Source organism: Paenarthrobacter sp. YAF11_1 (assembly GCF_052113445.1).
Taxonomy (GTDB): Bacteria; Actinomycetota; Actinomycetes; order Actinomycetales; family Micrococcaceae; genus Arthrobacter.
Window position 1 is genome coordinate 75,750 of sequence record NZ_JBFRDF010000014.1, and the last position, 16,340, is coordinate 92,089.

Consider the following 16,340-nt stretch of genomic DNA (forward strand, 5'->3'; position numbering starts at 1 on the left):
CTCAAGGCCTCACAGCACCGAGGAGTTCATCAGTGCCACCGTGATGAGCAGGGCAACCCCGAACATCGGCAGGCAAAGGACCATGTTGGTCAGGCGGTTGTCCCTCATCACGGCCACGAACTCGCGAAGGAAGGCGCTGGGCACAAAGTACCTGGCGGTCGGAGCGCCCACTACCTCCGCGTTGATCTTCTGGCGTCTGGACAGGAGGGCCGCACGGAGTACGTGGTAGTTGTTGGTGCACACCAGCAATGGCCCTTGGATTCCCTTTTCAGCAAGCAAGGCAACTGAATAGGCCAGGTTCTCGCGGGTGGTGGTGGCCTGGTTCTCTTCCAGCACGTCGCCGGAGGCAGCGCCCTTTGCCACCAGATACTCCTTCATTGCCGTGGACTCGGGCCGGGGTTCATCCGGGCCTTGACCCCCGGAAGGCACCAGGACCGGCCTGACCGGTGCGCCGCCGTCGTAAATTTCCAAAGCCTTGTTCAGGCGCGCGGCCAGCAACGGCGGGACCTTGCCGTCTATCAAACCGGAACCCAGCACAATGACGGCCGCCGGATTCGTGCTGAACCGCATCCTTGAATACACCAAGGCATACCCGAGGAACACCACAAACGCGCAGCCGAGGTAAGCGCAGAGGAAGAAGGCCAAGGCGGCGAGGCCTGCCAGGACGGGCTGCCCGCTCAGGACAAAGAGGAACGCGACCACCGGAGCGAGGAACACGGCCAGCCCCACCGCAATGGGCAGAAAGCTGCTGATGCCGGGGCCTTCCCTGCGGACCATCGTGATCCCGTTGGCGATCAGGAAGCCGGCGAACACGAAAATGCTCACCACCGGAACCACCACGACCACCAGGTTCAGCCATTCGAACCACGGGTTCAGGTCGATCAGGAAGTCCAGGACGGCCTGCAACAGGAGCCATACCGCCACCAGCAGGAGCACCCCGTTGCGGAGCCTGCGCCGATCGGACTGGTAGGAGGCAAGGAAGAGCCCCGCAAAGAGAAGTCCAAGGACCAGGTTCAGCATGGTCCAAGCCTATGCGCTGGGGCTTGTGCCCTCGCGGTGCCCCTGCTCAGGCCGATTCGCGGATGACCAGCTCGGTGGGGATGGTGACGGCGGCGGGGCGCTTGCCGCTGATGACGTCCAGCAGGAGCCGCACCATTTCCTCGCTGATCCGGTCAAAGGGCTGGCGCACGGTGGTCAGTGGCGGCGCTGCCTCCTGGGAGACCTTGATGTCATCGAATCCGACGACGGCCACATCACCTGGCGTTGTCAGGCCGGCATCCCGCAGGACGTCCATTGCGCCGAGTGCCATGAGGTCGTTCGCGGCGAAGACGGCGTCAATCTCCCGGGTGCGGTTCAGGAGTTCCCGCATGGCCTTGGCCCCGCTGTCGCGGCTGTAATCTCCGTGCACGATGAGGGTTTCATCGAGGTCCGCCCCTTGATGGTCCCGGTACGCTTCGAGCCGGCGTGTACCGCCCGAGGTGTCCGCAGGGCCGGCGATGGTGGCAATCCGCTGCCTCCCGCCGTCGTGCAGGTACCGCAGAACATCCCGGGCGCCTTCGTAATCATCGGCCGCGACGTAGCCCATCTTCTTCTCGAAGCCCAACGGGACGCCACAGGCAATGGCCGGGACACCCGCGGCGATAATGTCCGCAATGATGCCCTTCCGGCTGCCGTGGGACGAGATCAGCAGGACCCCGTCAACGTGGCCGGCGGTGAGGAAGTCGGTGGCGCGCCGCTGCTCGTCATCCGTGCCGGCCATGATCAGCACCAACGGGATGTCGTGAACAGCCAAGGCGTCTGCTGCGCCGCGCATGAGCACGGCGAAGTTGGGGTCCTCGAACAGCCTCTCCTGCGTTTCCGTGAGCAGGAACGCCACGGAGTTGGCCCGGTTGGTAGCCAGGTTCCTCGCATGCGGGTTGACGCGGTACCCGGTCTTCTTGATGGCTGCGTTGACGGCTGCCAGCGCAGACGGGCTGACCCAGTGACCTCCGTTGAGAACCCGGGAGACCGTACCTCGCGAGACGCCCGCCTCTGCGGCCACGTCGTCGATTTTGGGCCTTGGCCGATGGGTGGGTTGCGTCATGACCAAAGCCTACCTAGGACTAGGCTTTGACGGCGCCGGCGGCCAGATCGACCCGCCAATAGCGTTGCAGCAGCAGGAACATGATGACCAGCGGGACGATCGACAGCAGCGCACCGGCAAGGACCAACGAGTAGAGAGCCGGTGCGGAGGCCCCCTGGTTCAGCAGGCCGTTGAGCCCCACGGTGATGGGGAACAGGTGGTCATCGCCCAGCATGATGTACGGCAGCATGAAGTTGTTCCAGATGGCAACGAACTGGAACAGGAAGATGGTCACCAGGCCCGGCAGCATCATGGGCGCGGCGATGCGGTTGAAGATGTACATCTCCTTGGCACCCTCAGTGCGGGCGGCCTCAATGACGTCGCCGGGAACTGAAGCCGCAGCGTAGATGCGGGCCAGGTAAATGCCGTAGGGGCTGATGATCTGGGGCAGGAGCACCGACCAGTAAGTGTTGGTGAGGCCCGCCTGGGCCAGCATCAGGTATTGCGGAATGGCGAGGATGACGCCGGGAACCAGAACACCCATCAGCAGGATCTTGAAGACTCCGGACTTACCCGGGAAGTCGAACTTCGCCAGGACGTAGCCGGAAAGGGCTGAGACCCAGGTGGACACGATTGCGCCGACGCCCGCGTAGAGGGCCGTGTTGAGCATCCAGCGCCAGAACAGGCCGTCGCGGTATTCGGTGAGCTCCACAATGTTGTCCCACAGGTGCGTGCTGGGCGCCAGGGTAAAGGTGGAGAACAGCTCAGTGCCGTCCTTGCTCGCCGCAGCCACCACCCAGATCACCGGGAAGAGGCAGTAGAGCGCCCCCAGGATCAGGATGCCGGTGGACAGGTAGCTGGGCTTTTCCTTGATGTACTCCGGTTTGGTGGCCTTGCCTGGCTTGCTTGGCTTGGGGTTGGCGCGGCGGCTTTTGGGCGGCGTGGCGAGGGCAGTCACGGTCAGTTCTCCTGTCCGAAGGCCCGCTTCTGCACGATGCGCAGGAACAGGAACGAAATGATGAAGGTAGCCAGGGCAATCACGATGCTGGTGGCGGCCGCGGAGAAGACGTCGTTCCGCGTGAAGGCGTCGCGGTACACCAGCATGAGCGGGGACCAACTGGTGGAAAGGCTGTTGGCCAGGGGACGCAGCGTGGTGGGCTCGGCGAAGACCTGCAACGTTGCGATCATCGAGAACAGCGCGGTCATCACCAGGGAAGGGGCAATGATGGGGATCTTGATCCTGATGGCGGTCTGGATTTCAGAGCACCCATCCAGCTTGGCGGCCTCGTAGATTTCGCTGGGAACTGCCTTGAGCGAGGTGTACATGACAATCATGTTGAAACCCACGCCACCCCACAGGGCGATGTTGCAGATGGCGAACGTGACCAGGTTGGGATCCAGCAGCGAGGGCAGTTCCATCCCGAATTGCCGGGCCAGGAAGTGGAACGGGCTGACACCGGGCAGGTAAAGGAAACCCCACAGGAGTGAGCTGATCACTGCCGGGACTGCGTAGGGCAGGAAGATCGCGGTGCGGGAGAAGCTTCCGGCCCGTGTACGCCGCGAATCCAGCAGCAGCGCGAACAGCAGGGCGAAGCCGAGCATCAGGGGAATCAGGATGAGCCCGTACGTCAGGACCCGGAGGACGCTGCCCAGGAATTCGGGATCCGTCAGTGCGCTGATGTAGTTGTCCAAGCCAGCGAACGCAGTGCTTTGCGAGCCTTTGCCAAGGCCCAGGCCGCTGACCTTCTTCTTCTGGAAGCTGAGCACCAACGTGTAAATGATGGGCGCTGCCATGAAGACGAGGAACAGGATGATGCCCGGGGCCAGCATTGAGTAAGGGATGAGCACCCGGGACTTGAAGTTCTTGGCCCGCCTGGGAGTATCTGCTGTTCTTCCGGCTGCCGGACCGGGCCTGGTTGCGGTCATTGCCACGGGTGCACTTCCTTGTGGTGGTTCGAAGGTAAGACTCTGGGTGGAGACGCTGCGGGAGGGCGGGGCACCACCCTCCCGCAGCTGGTGCGGTTACTTGGAACGGCTATTTGACCGTGAAGCCGGTCTTCTTCAGGTCATCAACGGTGACCTGCTGCATGCTGTTGACCGCGTCCAGGAAGGCACTCTTCTGCTTGGACTGGGCAGCCTTGGCGAACTGATCGTTGTAGGCGTTGAAGGCAACGTTGACGTTGGGACCGTAGGTGAATGAACCCACGCTCTTGGCAGCCTCTCCCACCACGGCGTAGAAGTCCGGCTGGTTGGAGAAGAACGCGGGAGCCTCGGTGAGGGAGGATTCGGCGCCGGCGGTGTCGGCCGGGTAGATGCCGGTTTCCTTGACCAAGGCCTTCACTGCCTCAGGGTCCGTGTTCAGCCAGGTGGCGAACTTGGCGGCGGCGTCGAGGTTCTTGGACTGGGAGGTGACAGCGGTCGATGAGCCACCCCAGTTACCCGTGGACGGCTTGGAGGCATCCCACTGCGGCATGGGTGCTGCCTTCCACATACCGGCTGTCGCTCCTGCGTTGCCCTCGAGAACCCCCGGGCCCCAGGCCGCGCTGAGCCAGCCAACCTGCTTGCCGGTGTTGAGCGCGGTGTTCCACTCAGGCGTGTACATGGGCTTGTTGTCGATGATGCCCTCTTCGACGATGCCACCCCAGTAGCCGGCTACCTTTTCGGTGGGCTCTTCGGCAATCTTGACGTTCCAGGCATCACCATCAACACCCCACCAGGAAGCTCCGGCCTGCTGTGCCATGCCGGTAAACCAGCCGGCATCGTTGGACGAGAACGTACCGAGGTAGGCCTCAGGATCGGCGGCATGCACGGCCTTGGCGGCCGCTGCATATTCATCCCACGTGGTGGGGACAGCAATGCCGAGTTTCTCGAAGATGTCGGCGCGGTAATAGAAGACCATGGGCCCGGTATCCTGCGGGACGGAGTACAGCGCTTCGCTGCCCAGCGTCACGGAGTTCCAGACACCTTCGGGGAAGTGGCTCTTGGTGTCGTTGGCTGCGGTGCCGGACAGATCGGCGAGCGCATCTGCGGCCACCAGCGTGGGGATCTTCTGGTACTCGGCCTGGATCAGGTCCGGTGCGCCGCTGCCTGCCTTGACGGCGGTGAGCAGCTTGGTGACCGCGGGGTCACCGCCGTCCTGCTTGTTGACCGTGACGTGGATGGTGGGGTTCTTCTCGTTCCAGAGTTCCACCACCTTGTCCAGGTTCGGGGCCCATGCCCAGTAGGTCAGTTCCACCTTCTGGTTGGGGTCGCTGGCTGCAGCATCCTGGCTGCCGGCGGTGGAGCCTGCGGAACATCCTGCGGCGAGCATCGTGGCCGCTGCGAGCATGGCTACGGCGCCTGCACGAAATGACTTGCGCATTTCGTCCTCCTTGTCGAAAAGCTGAATGGGTCTGTCTGGGGTTTCACCGCTCATCCGAACTGGAGTCGCATGACTGTGAGCGGTTCCAGTTAGTCACAGCGCTGTGATCCATGTCAACCCTGAATTTGATCTAGCCAGCGGAATTAGAGCTGTGATACTACTGGGAGCGCACACAGTTCTTAGGAGATTTGATGACAGACGTCCTGCAGGCCCCCGCCACCCAACCCGCACAGGCGCCTTGGGTACAGCGACCGGCCGGCCTTTGCTACGGCGGGGATTACAACCCCGAGCAATGGCCCCGCGAGGTCTGGGTGGAAGACATCGCGCTGATGAAGGAGGCCGGGATCAACCTGGTCAGCATCGGCATCTTCTCCTGGGTGTTGCTGGAGCCCCGCGAAGGCGAATACGACTTCGAATGGCTGGACCACCTCATGGATCTGCTGGCCGATGCCGGCATCAGCGTGGACCTCGGAACTCCCACCGCCGCACCGCCTGCGTGGTTCTGGAAGAAATACCCGCATGCGCGTCCCGTAACCCGCGATGGGGTCACGCTGGGCAACGGATCCCGCGGCATGGCCAGCCCCAGCTCACCGGAATACCGCCGGGCAGCCACCAACATCACCGAGCAGCTCGCGCGCCGCTACGCTTCCCACCCCGCATTGGTTCTGTGGCACGTCCACAACGAGTACGGCGCACCTGTCAGCGATTCATACGACCAGAATTCCGTGCTGGCGTTCCGCGACTGGCTCCGTCACCGCTACGTCACCCTGGAGGCGCTCAACCACGCGTGGGGCACGCTGTTCTGGGGACAGAAGTACGGCGAATGGGACGAGATTGACGCCCCCAGGGTCTCAGCAAGTGTCAGCAACCAGGCCCAGCGCCTGGACTTCCACCGGTTCACCTCCGACGCAATGCTCCAATGCTTCATTGCCGAGCGCGACGTCATCAAGAAATACACCCCTGATCTGCCCGTCACCACCAACTTCATGGCCACCAACTGCCTGTCCCCGGACTACTGGGCCTGGGCCAAAGAGGTGGACATCGTGGCGAACGACCACTACCTCGTGGCCCAGCGCAAGGACAACCATGTTCTCCTCTCCATGGACGCCGACCTCACACGCTCCCTGGCAGGCAACCGTCCCTGGATGCTGATGGAACACTCAACCGGAGCCGTGAACTGGCAAGGCCGCAACATCGCCAAACGCCCCGGCGAACTGGCCCGCAACAGCCTGTCCCACGTGGCCCGCGGCGCCGACGCCGTGATGTTCTTCCAGTTCCGGGCTTCCCGCTATGGCGCGGAAAAGTTCCATTCGGCCATGCTCCCGCACGCCGGCACCGGCACCCGAATCTGGCGCGAAGTCCTGGATCTCGGCGATGACCTGGGGAAGCTCTCCCCCGTCAAAGGCTCCACCGTGTCATCACGCGTGGCCATCCTCTGGGACGTGGAATCGTTCTGGGCGCAGGACCTGGAATGGCGCCCCAGCAGCGATCTCGACCACCGCGAACGCATCGAATCCTTCTACTCCGTCCTGTGGAACCACGGCATCAGCGTGGACTTCGCCCATCCCGAAGCCGACCTGTCCGGCTACGATCTGGTCCTGGCTCCGGCGCTCTACCTGGTGGGAGACAAGGCGTCCGCGAACCTGAGCCGCTACGTCCACGACGGCGGCCACCTGATGGTGTCCTACTTCTCCGGAATTGTGGACAGCAACGACACTGTCCCGGCCGGCGCCTCCCCCGGTGGCCTCCGTGATGTTCTTGGCCTGGAGATCCACGAATTCATGCCCCTGCGCGAGGAAGAAATCGTCACCCTCGGGAACGGCGCCACCGGCACCGTGTGGTCAGAGGAAATCCACCCCGGCACCGCCACGGTCCTCAGCCGCTACACCAGTGGACCTGCGGCCTCCGGACCCGCCATCACCCGCAACGATTTCGGCAGCGGTACCGCGTGGTACGTTTCCACCAAGCTCGACGGCGGACACCTCGCCGACGTTGTCCTGGACGCCGTCCGGAATGCCGGAATCGATACCGGAGTCCAGCCCCCGGCCGGGCTGGAAGTGGCGTCACGGTGCTCCGAGGACGGCACGTTCATCTTCCTCATCAACCACACCGATGCGGACGCACAATACCCGGCAACAGGGCTCAACCTGCTCTCCGGCGAAGCCGTCGGCGGAACCGCGCACGTTCCCGCCGGGACCATCTGCGTCATCCATACTCCAGCGGACCACTCCTGACCCGCTGAACGCAGGCCGCCGGCCCGGACCGACCACGGTCCGGGCCGGTATTCCAATCGTCAGCTCCCTGCTTTATCCGAAAGGTGCCTCATGAACACTGCCACCGACACCTCAGTGGAAGTCCGGGTGGAAACCGCCGCCCAACTCGAGGACCGGCTCAACGCCGCCATCCAACACCTGCAGCCGCAGGCCACCCGCAGCGGTCACGGCATCCTGGTGACCAAGCTCAACCCCGGGCACTTCAGCATCTCCGTCAGCGACGAGGTCCCGTTCGGCCTCACCCGCGAGCGCAGCCACTAACCGCAAACAGTCCCACTTTCAGGTAAGACCCCGGCAGCACCCGTCAAGGAGGACGAACCATGAACCACCCCGGATCCACGCTGAGTACCCCAGGAAGACTGAAACAGCAGCGGCGGCTGCTACCCGCCGTCGTCCTCGCTTTGACCCTGGCAGGCGGCAGCTTGCTTGCCCCTGGCGCGGCAACGGCTGCCGGAACCGTCACCAATGCAGGTTTCGAGGCTGGGCTGAATGGCTGGACTGTTAATGGACACAAAGATGCGGCCACAGTGGAGTCCGGCGGGTTTCAATCCGCCAGCCGTCTGACGCACTGGCTTTCGGGCAATGGGACGGTCACTACGTCACAGACCCTCAGCGGTCTCGCGAAAGGGTGGTGGACGTTCCGGGCCAACATCAAATCCGGCGGCCCCGTGGACTCGTCCCGGCTGACCCTCACCGGATGCGGGGCGCACGGGACAACAGTCCTGCCGTCCACCGAAACGGACGACCAATGGTTGTCGATGGCCGTGAGCGCGAACGTCAGCAGCGGCAAGTGCACGCTCAAGCTCACCACCAGCGGCGCTGGTGCCTGGGCGAGCATGGACAACGTCACCTTCACCCAAGGCAAGGTCGATCGTAAGGTCCGCGGAGCAGACCTCTCCAGCATTCCCAAGAATGAAGCGAACGGCGCCGTGTACGCCGACAGAGACGGCAACTCCGTGGATCCGGTCGAGGCCTTCGCGGACGCAGGAACCAACCTGGTCCGGCTGAAAGTGTGGGTCAACCCGGCGGACGGCTTCAACATGAAGGAACAAGTCGCAGCGATGGCCCGGCGCGCGGATGCCCAGGGCATGCGTGTTCTGATCGATTTCCACTACTCGGACCGGTGGACGGATCCCGGCGCCCAGGGAGTCCCGGCTGCGTGGCAGGGACTGACTCCCACAGGGCTCGCGGACGCCGTGTACAACCACACCCGTGACGTCATGGCCGCGGTTAAAGCTGCTGGTGTCACCCCGTACGCCGCCCAGATCGGCAACGAAATCAACCCCGGTATGCTGTGGCCCTACGGCCAGTCCTACGATGTGGACCCCAACGATTCCGTGACAGGCGCCCAGTGGGACAACCTGGCGTCCTTCCTGAAGGCAGGGGCACGCGCAGTCAGCGAAGTCAGCCCCGGCACCAAGAAGATCCTCCACCTGACCAACCTGAACAACGGGATTGACGGAATCAACTGGTGGTACGACCAAGCCACCGCCCGCTCCGTGCCGTTCGACATCATCGGCTTGTCCTACTACGGCTACTGGCACGGCACACTCGCCACCCTGCAGAGCTCCGTGACCTCGTTGTCCGCCCGGTACAACAAGGACGTGATCGTGGTGGAAACCTCGTACCCTTTCACCCTCGCTGACAACCCGAATGCTCCCTGGGAAAACGTCATCGCCAATCCGGGCCAGCTGGTCAAGGGCTACCCAGCCACACCTTCCGGGCAGGCCGCGAACTTCCGCGCAGTCCAGGATGTGGTGGCCTCCGCCCCGGGCGGCCGTGGCCTCGGCGCTGTCTACTGGGAGCCGGCCTGGACGTCCGTCCCCGGAAACGGCTGGGACCCGGCCGACCCCTCTTCCGGCAATGCGTGGGAAAACCAGGCCATGTTCGACTACAACAACCGCGCGCTCCCGGCGTTGGATGCGTTCCGGCCGGACGCAGGATCGACGCCGACACTTCGGTAGATGGTCACCACGTGAGTAAGGTTCGACGTCGGCACCCGGGTGGGTGCCGACGTCGCGCTTTTGGTGGGATTCAGCTCTTGGTCTCGTTCAGGTGGTTCGTATGCAACTGTTGGGCGAAGTGGTTCAGCGCCGCAGCCACAGCGCCCGGGTGGCTCAGTGTGGCGTAGTGGCCGCCCGGGATTTCCACCGCTTCGATTCCCAATCGATCCTGTACTTGGCGCCGCATGAACGCCGCTGGAAAGAACAGGTCGTCACGGCACAGAATGGCCAGTGTGGGCACGTCCGGATGGTGGCCAGGCCAAGGTCCTGACATCCAGGCCCCCTGCTGATCGCGCTCCTTGTTCCGCGCTTGCTGTGCAAGATCGTCAGGGACGAGGTTAAAGAACGCCTCTTCGGGGATGGTCTCGCGGTCATGCCCGGTATTGGTCCACCAGTCACCGAAGGTCTCGCCCGGCATCGGAATCATTGCCGAGAGATACACCAGGCCGTCCGAATTGAGTTCCTTGCCGACCAACGGCGCCGTAAAGCCACCCAGTGAGTGGCCCACCACGATGGTGTGCCGGGCGCCGTCGGCCGCCTCGGTTGCCGCGCGGGTGTAGTCCTCAAGCATCGCGCCGTCGTCTTCGATGGGGAGGTCGACCGCGATGACCTCATGGCCCGTCGATTCGAGCAAGGGCTTGACCAAGTGCCAGTCCCACGCCGTGGATCCGCCGCCATGAATCAGTATGAAAACCGCCATTTTCCCTCCCCGTTCACCGTGCCTGCCGTCCCCACCGGGTCCGCGAAGCCACGTGTGACCGGTGGGTTGGGGCAGAAATTCATCGTAGTCCCGGCCCTCCGGCTACGGCCAGAACACCTGGGTGTTTCCCAAGGCGCCTCTGGCGCGTCCCGCCGTCGAGGCCTGTTCCGCAACCCAAGTGCGGGGTTAGACTCCAGCCCAGGCGCGGGGGAAGCGTCGTTTGCACTTTGGGGGGATTGCAGTGGGAACTGTTGTCAGTGTTTCAGGAACGCCTGCGCGCCGCTTTTTGGGCCGGAGAGGACGGCGGTGGGGTGCCTTCGCGGTAGCCGCCGGAGTGGCGTCGCTGCTGATTTCCGGGATCCCAACTTCTCCTGCTGCGGCAGACATCGTCGCGGACATCATCGACGTGGGGCCCGAAGCCAGCGACGTAGCGGTCAACCCGGTCACCAATACTGTGTATGTCACTACCCGCGATGGGCTGACCGTCATCAATGGCAAGACGCAAGCCACAGTCAAAATAGCAACAGGGAGCACCCCGGTGGCTGTCGCGGTTAACACTGCGACCAACAAGATCTACCTCAGCCTCAAAAGTGACCCATCCACGCCGGGAGCCGTGGCCGTCGTGAACGGCGCCACGAATGCCGTCGCAAGGGTGACGGTCGGCGCCTCTCCCGGAGAGCTGGTCATCGACCAAAAGACCAACAAGATCTACGCGGGCACCCTTGACGGCGTTTCCGTCATTAACGGAAGCACCAACGCCAGCACCATCATCAACTCCGGATCAGTCAGTACGCTGGTCATCAATCAGGTGACCCATCGGCTGTATACCCTGGGTGGAGGCGGCCTCAATGTCATCGACACTGCAACCAACGCCGTGACTCGCATTGACCTGGGCACCAATGCAATGCCGGGTTACTTGGCCGTCAACCAGGTGACCAACAAGGTATACGTCGCCGTACGGGCGCGGCAGTATGCAGCACTGCTAGTTGTTGATGGAGCCACAAACCAAGCAGGAGGGATGTTCTCCGACCTCAACGCGAGCCCCACGTCGCTCTCCGTGGATGAAAAGAACAATCGGGTTTACTTCGGCAGGACTTCGTTGGGCGACGGGACAATCTCGTCGTGGACCGGGCTGCTGGCGATGTTCGACGACGGCGGACCGGGGCGGGTCGATATCAGAACGGGCGGAAGCCCGGGAGCGATTACTGTCAACGGAACCACCAACAAGGTGTATTTTGAGTCCGGTTACAGGGGCACCACCGTGGTCGATGGAAAAACCTTCGCTCTATCCACACTGTCGCACCCCTTTACGGGCACCATGGCCATCAATGAGGCCACCAACAAAATCTACGCAAGCAATTGGCAAGGGTCCGTCACGATCATTGACGGAAACAGCCCCACACCCCTGAAGAACGATTTCAGCGGTGATCGAAAGACGGACCTATTGGCCCGCGACACCACCGGTGTCTTGTGGCTCTACCCGGGAAACGGAGCCGCCGGATGGCTGCCCCGCACGCAGGTGGGCTCCGCCTGGAACTCCATGACCGCCGTCGTGAGCCCTGGCGACTTCAACGGCGACAGGAAACCGGACGTTCTTGCCCGCGATAGCGCCGGTCACCTGTGGATGTACCCAGGAAACGGGACGGGTGGCTGGCTGGCGCGGGTTCACGTCGGCTCAGGCTGGAATACCATCACGGCCATCGTCACGCCCGGAGATTTCAACGGGGACGGAACGGCCGACATTCTCGCGCGCGATGCCTCCGGGACCCTTTGGATGTACCCCGGCGACGGTCGGGGAGATTGGTTGCCCAGGACCAATCTAGGGACTGGCTGGAATGCATTGACGGCCATCGTAGGTTCAGGGGATTTCAACAGCGATGGCACCCCCGATGTCCTTGCCCGCGACGGATCCGGCGTCCTGTGGCTCTACAACGGGAACGGCACCGGAGGCTGGGCGTGGGACCGCCAGAAGGTTGGCGACGGTTGGAACAGCATGACGTCCATCATCGCCCCAGGAGATTTCAACGGTGACGGGCGGCCGGACATTGTGGCCCGCGATGGCAGCGGCTCACTCTTCTTGTACCCGAGCGCCAGCGATGGAGCGTGGCTGCCTACCGTCCGGATCGGACAGGGCTGGAATGCCATGACCGCCCTGCTCTAGTAACCGCCAAGATATACCCCTAGGGGGTACTTGCTTAATACCCCCATGGGGTATAAGTTTGTGTCATGAGCACGCCAGATCTGAGCATGGGCCATCCAGACGCACCCCTCATCGAGGTGGATCTGGAGCACGCCGCACCCCACGGGTACACCAGCAACAAGGACGCCTACCTCAAACGGTTGAAACGGATCGAGGGGCAAGTCCGCGGAATAGCGCGGATGGTGGAGGACGACAAATACTGCATCGACATCCTCACCCAAGTAGCCGCCGCCACCAAGGCCCTCCATGCCGTCAGCCTTGGACTCGTAGAGGAGCACATCGGCCACTGTGTGGTCGGCGCTGCCTCCGAGCCCAACCCCGAAGCCCGCGCCGAACAGATCGACGCCAAAGTGAAGGAGGCCACCGATGCCATCGGGCGCCTGCTGCGGTAATTCCGCCAATAACCACCACACCATTCAACTCACCACCAAGGAGAGCCCCATGAGCCAGACCATCCAGACCAACGTCAACGTTTCCGGTATGACCTGCGGCCACTGCGTCTCCAGCGTGAGCGAAGAACTTGAGTCGCTTACCGGCGTCGAAAACGTGGCCGTAGACCTCAACCCCGGTGGACTGTCCACCGTAACCATCACCTCAACCAAGGAGCTCTCGCCGTCTGAAATTGGCGAAGCCGTGGCAGAAGCCGGCTACCTGGTGGTAGCCAACGAAGCATAGGAGTCCCCTTGAGTAGCCAGGAGACTTTCAACCAACCTGCACACAGGGTGATCGAACTGGACATCGAGGGCATGACCTGCGCCTCGTGCGTCAATCGAGTGGAACGAAAACTGGGCAAACTTGAAGGTGTCGAGGCCAGCGTTAACCTGCCCCTCGAATCAGCCCACGTCACCGTCCCGGCAACCGTAACGGACCAGCAAATCGTGGACACGGTCAACGCCACAGGCTACAAAGCCACAGTCCGCCAAGCCCCACCGCCCCACACCCGCGAACCCCACCCCCACGAGCACCACCACCGAAGCGAGGCGACGGAAGACGAGCACACTTCCGGCGGCGCCGAGCACGAAAATCACATGGACCACGGGCCCTCCGCGTCGACGCTCCGCCCCCGCCTGATTGCCGCAGCGCTGTTCACCGTACCGGTGTTCGCGATCTCGATGATCCCCGCCCTCCAGTTCGCCAACTGGGGTTGGGTTGTCGGGGCGCTGGCCCTGCCGGTGGTGAGCTGGGCGGCTTGGCCTTTCCACAGGGCTGCTGCCATCAACGCCCGCCACTTCGCCTCCACCATGGACACGCTCGTGTCCATCGGTGTGATCGCCGCGTACCTCTACTCTGCGTGGCAGTTGTTCGCGGACCCCCGAATGACTGAACACCCCGGCATGGAAAGCATGTCCGGCGGCGGGCTGTACTTCGAGGTCGCCGCCGTGGTCACCACGTTCCTGCTGCTGGGCCGCTACCTTGAGGCGAACGCGAAGGCCAAGGCCGGCAATGCCCTCAAGGCCCTGCTGAATCTGKGTGCCAAGGACGCCACGATCCTGGTGGACGGCGTGGAGCAAAAGATTCCGGCCGATCAACTTCTGGTGGACGACGTCATTGTGGTCCGCCCAGGCGAGAAGATCGCCACCGACGGCGTGGTCACTGATGGCGCTTCCGCCGTCGACGCTTCACTGGTGACGGGCGAATCGGTGCCGGTCGAGGTCGGTCCGGGCAGCGCTGTGACAGGCGCTACGATCAACACTTCGGGCCGCCTGCTGGTCCGTGCAACCCGTGTCGGCTCGGACACGACACTCGCCCAGATGGGTCGCCTGGTCAGCCAGGCACAGACCGGCAAAGCACCTATTGCCCGGCTCGCGGACAGGATCAGTTCTGTCTTTGTGCCGATCGTGCTGGTCATGGCCCTGGTGACGTTCCTGCTATGGCTGTTCTTCTCCGGTGACCTCAACGCAGCCTTCACGGCCGCCGTCGCTGTCCTGGTGATTGCTTGCCCCTGCGCCTTGGGTCTGGCCACTCCCGTCGGTCTGCTGACGGGAACGGGCCGCGGCGCTCAGCTGGGCATTCTCATCAAGGGCCCACAGGTCCTTGAGGACACCCGCCACGTGGACACTATCCTGCTGGACAAGACGGGCACCGTGACCAGCGGCAAGCTCGCCGTAGACCACACTGTCGCACTGAACGGCCATTCACCGGCCACCGTCCTGACACTGGCAGGAGCCGTTGAAACCGCTTCCGAGCACCCGATCGCCCACGCGATCGCCGCTGCGGCCCAAGAAGCACTGCACGACGCCGGCAGCCTGCCTCGCGTGGAGGGCTTCAGTTCCGCTCCGGGCGGCGGCGTGCGGGGAACCGTTGCGCTGGACGGGGTGACCAAGACTGTCGTCGTCGGACGCTCCGGCTGGCTCGAGGAAAACAGCGTCACGCTCGACTCAAGTCACCGTGAAGCACTGACTGCGGAGGAAAACGGTGGTGCCACAGCAATCTGGGTTGCCATCGACGGCCAAGCTGCCGGCATTGTCAGCCTGAGCGACACCATCAAGCCCGGCTCGGCAGCAGCAATCCAGAAGTTGAAGGACCTGGGTATCCGCCCCATCCTGTTGACCGGGGATAACGCCGCCGTGGCCGCCCAAGTGGCTGCCGCCGTCGGGATTTCACCTGAGGACGTATTCGCCGGTGTCCTGCCGGAGGGCAAGGTCGAGGCCGTCAGGAAGTTGCAGGCGTCCGGCGCTACGGTGGCCATGGCCGGTGACGGCGTCAATGACGCGGCCGCCTTGGCGCAGTCGGACCTTGGCATCGCGATGGGATCGGGCACGGATGTCGCCATCGAGGCCTCGGATCTCACGGTGATGGGGAGCGACCTGGGTCAGCTGGTCCAGGCCATAGAGCTTTCCCGTAAGACACTGTCCACCATCAAGACCAACCTGTTCTGGGCGTTCTTCTACAACGCGATCGGTATCCCGGTGGCAGCACTCGGATTCCTGAACCCGATGATCGCCGGCGCAGCAATGGCAGCGAGCTCGGTGCTGGTGGTAGCGAACTCGCTGAGACTGCGGTCCTTCGGGAAGTAGACCCGGAAAGCGAACAGGGGCCCGGGCTAGGCCGTCCCGAAACGGACGGCCGACCGGGCCTTTGCCTTGGCTGCTTCCTCGTCACGATTCTTCGCCGGAGCGTGGCTCACCAGGGAGTCCAGGAGATGCTGCGTAATGTGGGCGATCTCGTGGACTGCCTCGGCAAAGGCTTCCTCGTTGGCTTTGGAAGGCTTGGTGGAACCGCTGATCTTGCGCACGTATTGCAGTGCTGCGGCCTCCACTTCGGCGTTCGTGGCATGCGGTTCGAAGTTATGCAGGGTCCTGATATTGCGGCACATAAACCCATGCTAACCATGGGCAGTGCTGCATGGGGAGGGGTGCCCATCGACGGTTTTTGGATTCCCGGGATAGGTTTTACTTATTGGATCTTCCGGATGAGCCGGAGGCCGCTGGGGATGCCGAAGAGCTCGGGTCCGAACAAATGAAGGAGAATCTCATGGCTATTTGGGGTGCAGATGTTGATCAGCTTCGTCAGCTCGGTAACAAGCTGAAGGCAGGTGCCGAGAACATCGAGCAGCAGCGTTCACAGCTGAAGGGTGCACTTGACGGCACCGACTGGAAGGGCCCGGACGCAGACAAGTTCCGCGGCGAGTGGGACAGCCAGCACGCTTCCAACCTGAAGAAGGTTGCCGACGCACTTCGCGAAGCCGGCGATCGCGCTCAGAAGAACGCTGAGCAGCAGCAGCAGGCCTCCAACTAAGAC

At 63.2% G+C, this 16,340-nt stretch carries 15 protein-coding genes; 8 read left to right on the plus strand and 7 right to left on the minus strand.

Going from position 1 to position 16,340, the window contains the following annotated elements; genetic code table 11:
• Positions 1-9 precede the first annotated feature (9 nt).
• From AB4Y77_RS18800 to AB4Y77_RS18820, 5 genes are all read right to left on the minus strand, one after another.
• Positions 10-1,020, minus strand: coding sequence for a YdcF family protein (locus tag AB4Y77_RS18800; protein WP_442014971.1), 1,011 nt, complete (start codon positions 1,018-1,020; stop codon positions 10-12).
• Positions 1,021-1,066: 46 nt separating this feature from the next.
• Positions 1,067-2,083 carry a LacI family DNA-binding transcriptional regulator gene (locus AB4Y77_RS18805; protein ID WP_442014972.1) on the minus strand — a complete coding sequence of 339 codons (1,017 nt, stop codon included), beginning with the start codon at positions 2,081-2,083 and terminating at the stop codon, positions 1,067-1,069.
• A 19-nt stretch (positions 2,084-2,102) separates the two neighbouring features.
• The gene (locus tag AB4Y77_RS18810; RefSeq protein ID WP_442014973.1) at positions 2,103-3,020 is read right to left on the minus strand and encodes a carbohydrate ABC transporter permease; all 918 of its coding nucleotides are present in this window, start codon (positions 3,018-3,020) and stop codon (positions 2,103-2,105) included.
• A gap of 2 nt (positions 3,021-3,022) precedes the next feature.
• Positions 3,023-3,988, minus strand: a complete 966-nt coding sequence (locus tag AB4Y77_RS18815) for a carbohydrate ABC transporter permease (RefSeq protein WP_172326105.1) — start codon at positions 3,986-3,988, stop codon at positions 3,023-3,025.
• A 109-nt stretch (positions 3,989-4,097) separates the two neighbouring features.
• A complete protein-coding gene (locus AB4Y77_RS18820) occupies positions 4,098-5,423 on the minus strand; it encodes an ABC transporter substrate-binding protein (protein ID WP_442014974.1) in 1,326 nt (441 codons plus the stop codon).
• Positions 5,424-5,614: 191 nt separating this feature from the next.
• Here AB4Y77_RS18820 and AB4Y77_RS18825 point away from each other — a divergent pair, with 191 nt between their 5' ends.
• From AB4Y77_RS18825 to AB4Y77_RS18835, 3 genes are all read left to right on the plus strand, one after another.
• Positions 5,615-7,657 (plus strand): beta-galactosidase, encoded by a 2,043-nt coding sequence (locus AB4Y77_RS18825; protein WP_442014975.1) that lies wholly within the window; start codon positions 5,615-5,617, stop codon positions 7,655-7,657.
• Between the two features lie 90 nt (positions 7,658-7,747).
• A complete protein-coding gene (locus AB4Y77_RS18830; RefSeq protein WP_311212433.1) occupies positions 7,748-7,957 on the plus strand; it encodes a hypothetical protein in 210 nt (69 codons plus the stop codon).
• 59 nt (positions 7,958-8,016) lie between these two features.
• Positions 8,017-9,660 (plus strand): glycoside hydrolase family 53 protein, encoded by a 1,644-nt coding sequence (locus AB4Y77_RS18835; RefSeq protein ID WP_442014976.1) that lies wholly within the window; start codon positions 8,017-8,019, stop codon positions 9,658-9,660.
• A 70-nt stretch (positions 9,661-9,730) separates the two neighbouring features.
• Here the strand turns inward: AB4Y77_RS18835 and AB4Y77_RS18840 are convergent, their stop codons facing one another.
• Positions 9,731-10,399: an alpha/beta fold hydrolase gene (locus AB4Y77_RS18840; protein WP_442014977.1), complete on the minus strand. Its 669-nt coding sequence runs from the start codon at positions 10,397-10,399 to the stop codon at positions 9,731-9,733.
• A gap of 241 nt (positions 10,400-10,640) precedes the next feature.
• Between AB4Y77_RS18840 and AB4Y77_RS18845 the strand changes: the two genes are divergently transcribed.
• The 4 genes from AB4Y77_RS18845 to AB4Y77_RS18860 all read left to right on the plus strand — a co-directional run bounded on the left by AB4Y77_RS18845 (position 10,641) and on the right by AB4Y77_RS18860 (position 15,616).
• On the plus strand, positions 10,641-12,560 hold the full coding sequence (locus AB4Y77_RS18845) for an FG-GAP-like repeat-containing protein (RefSeq protein ID WP_442014978.1): 1,920 nt from the start codon (positions 10,641-10,643) through the stop codon (positions 12,558-12,560).
• Between the two features lie 65 nt (positions 12,561-12,625).
• On the plus strand, positions 12,626-12,991 hold the full coding sequence (locus AB4Y77_RS18850; RefSeq protein ID WP_311212437.1) for a metal-sensitive transcriptional regulator: 366 nt from the start codon (positions 12,626-12,628) through the stop codon (positions 12,989-12,991).
• 49 nt (positions 12,992-13,040) lie between these two features.
• The gene (locus tag AB4Y77_RS18855) at positions 13,041-13,274 is read left to right on the plus strand and encodes a heavy-metal-associated domain-containing protein (protein ID WP_232481475.1); all 234 of its coding nucleotides are present in this window, start codon (positions 13,041-13,043) and stop codon (positions 13,272-13,274) included.
• 8 nt (positions 13,275-13,282) lie between these two features.
• Positions 13,283-15,616, plus strand: coding sequence for a heavy metal translocating P-type ATPase (locus AB4Y77_RS18860; protein WP_442014979.1), 2,334 nt, complete (start codon positions 13,283-13,285; stop codon positions 15,614-15,616).
• Positions 15,617-15,642: 26 nt separating this feature from the next.
• Here the strand turns inward: AB4Y77_RS18860 and AB4Y77_RS18865 are convergent, their stop codons facing one another.
• Complete coding sequence (locus tag AB4Y77_RS18865) at positions 15,643-15,915, minus strand: DUF2277 domain-containing protein (RefSeq protein WP_231342225.1); 273 nt, start codon at positions 15,913-15,915, stop codon at positions 15,643-15,645.
• 158 nt (positions 15,916-16,073) lie between these two features.
• Here AB4Y77_RS18865 and AB4Y77_RS18870 point away from each other — a divergent pair, with 158 nt between their 5' ends.
• Positions 16,074-16,337 carry a WXG100 family type VII secretion target gene (locus AB4Y77_RS18870; protein WP_011776688.1) on the plus strand — a complete coding sequence of 88 codons (264 nt, stop codon included), beginning with the start codon at positions 16,074-16,076 and terminating at the stop codon, positions 16,335-16,337.
• Positions 16,338-16,340 lie beyond the last annotated feature (3 nt).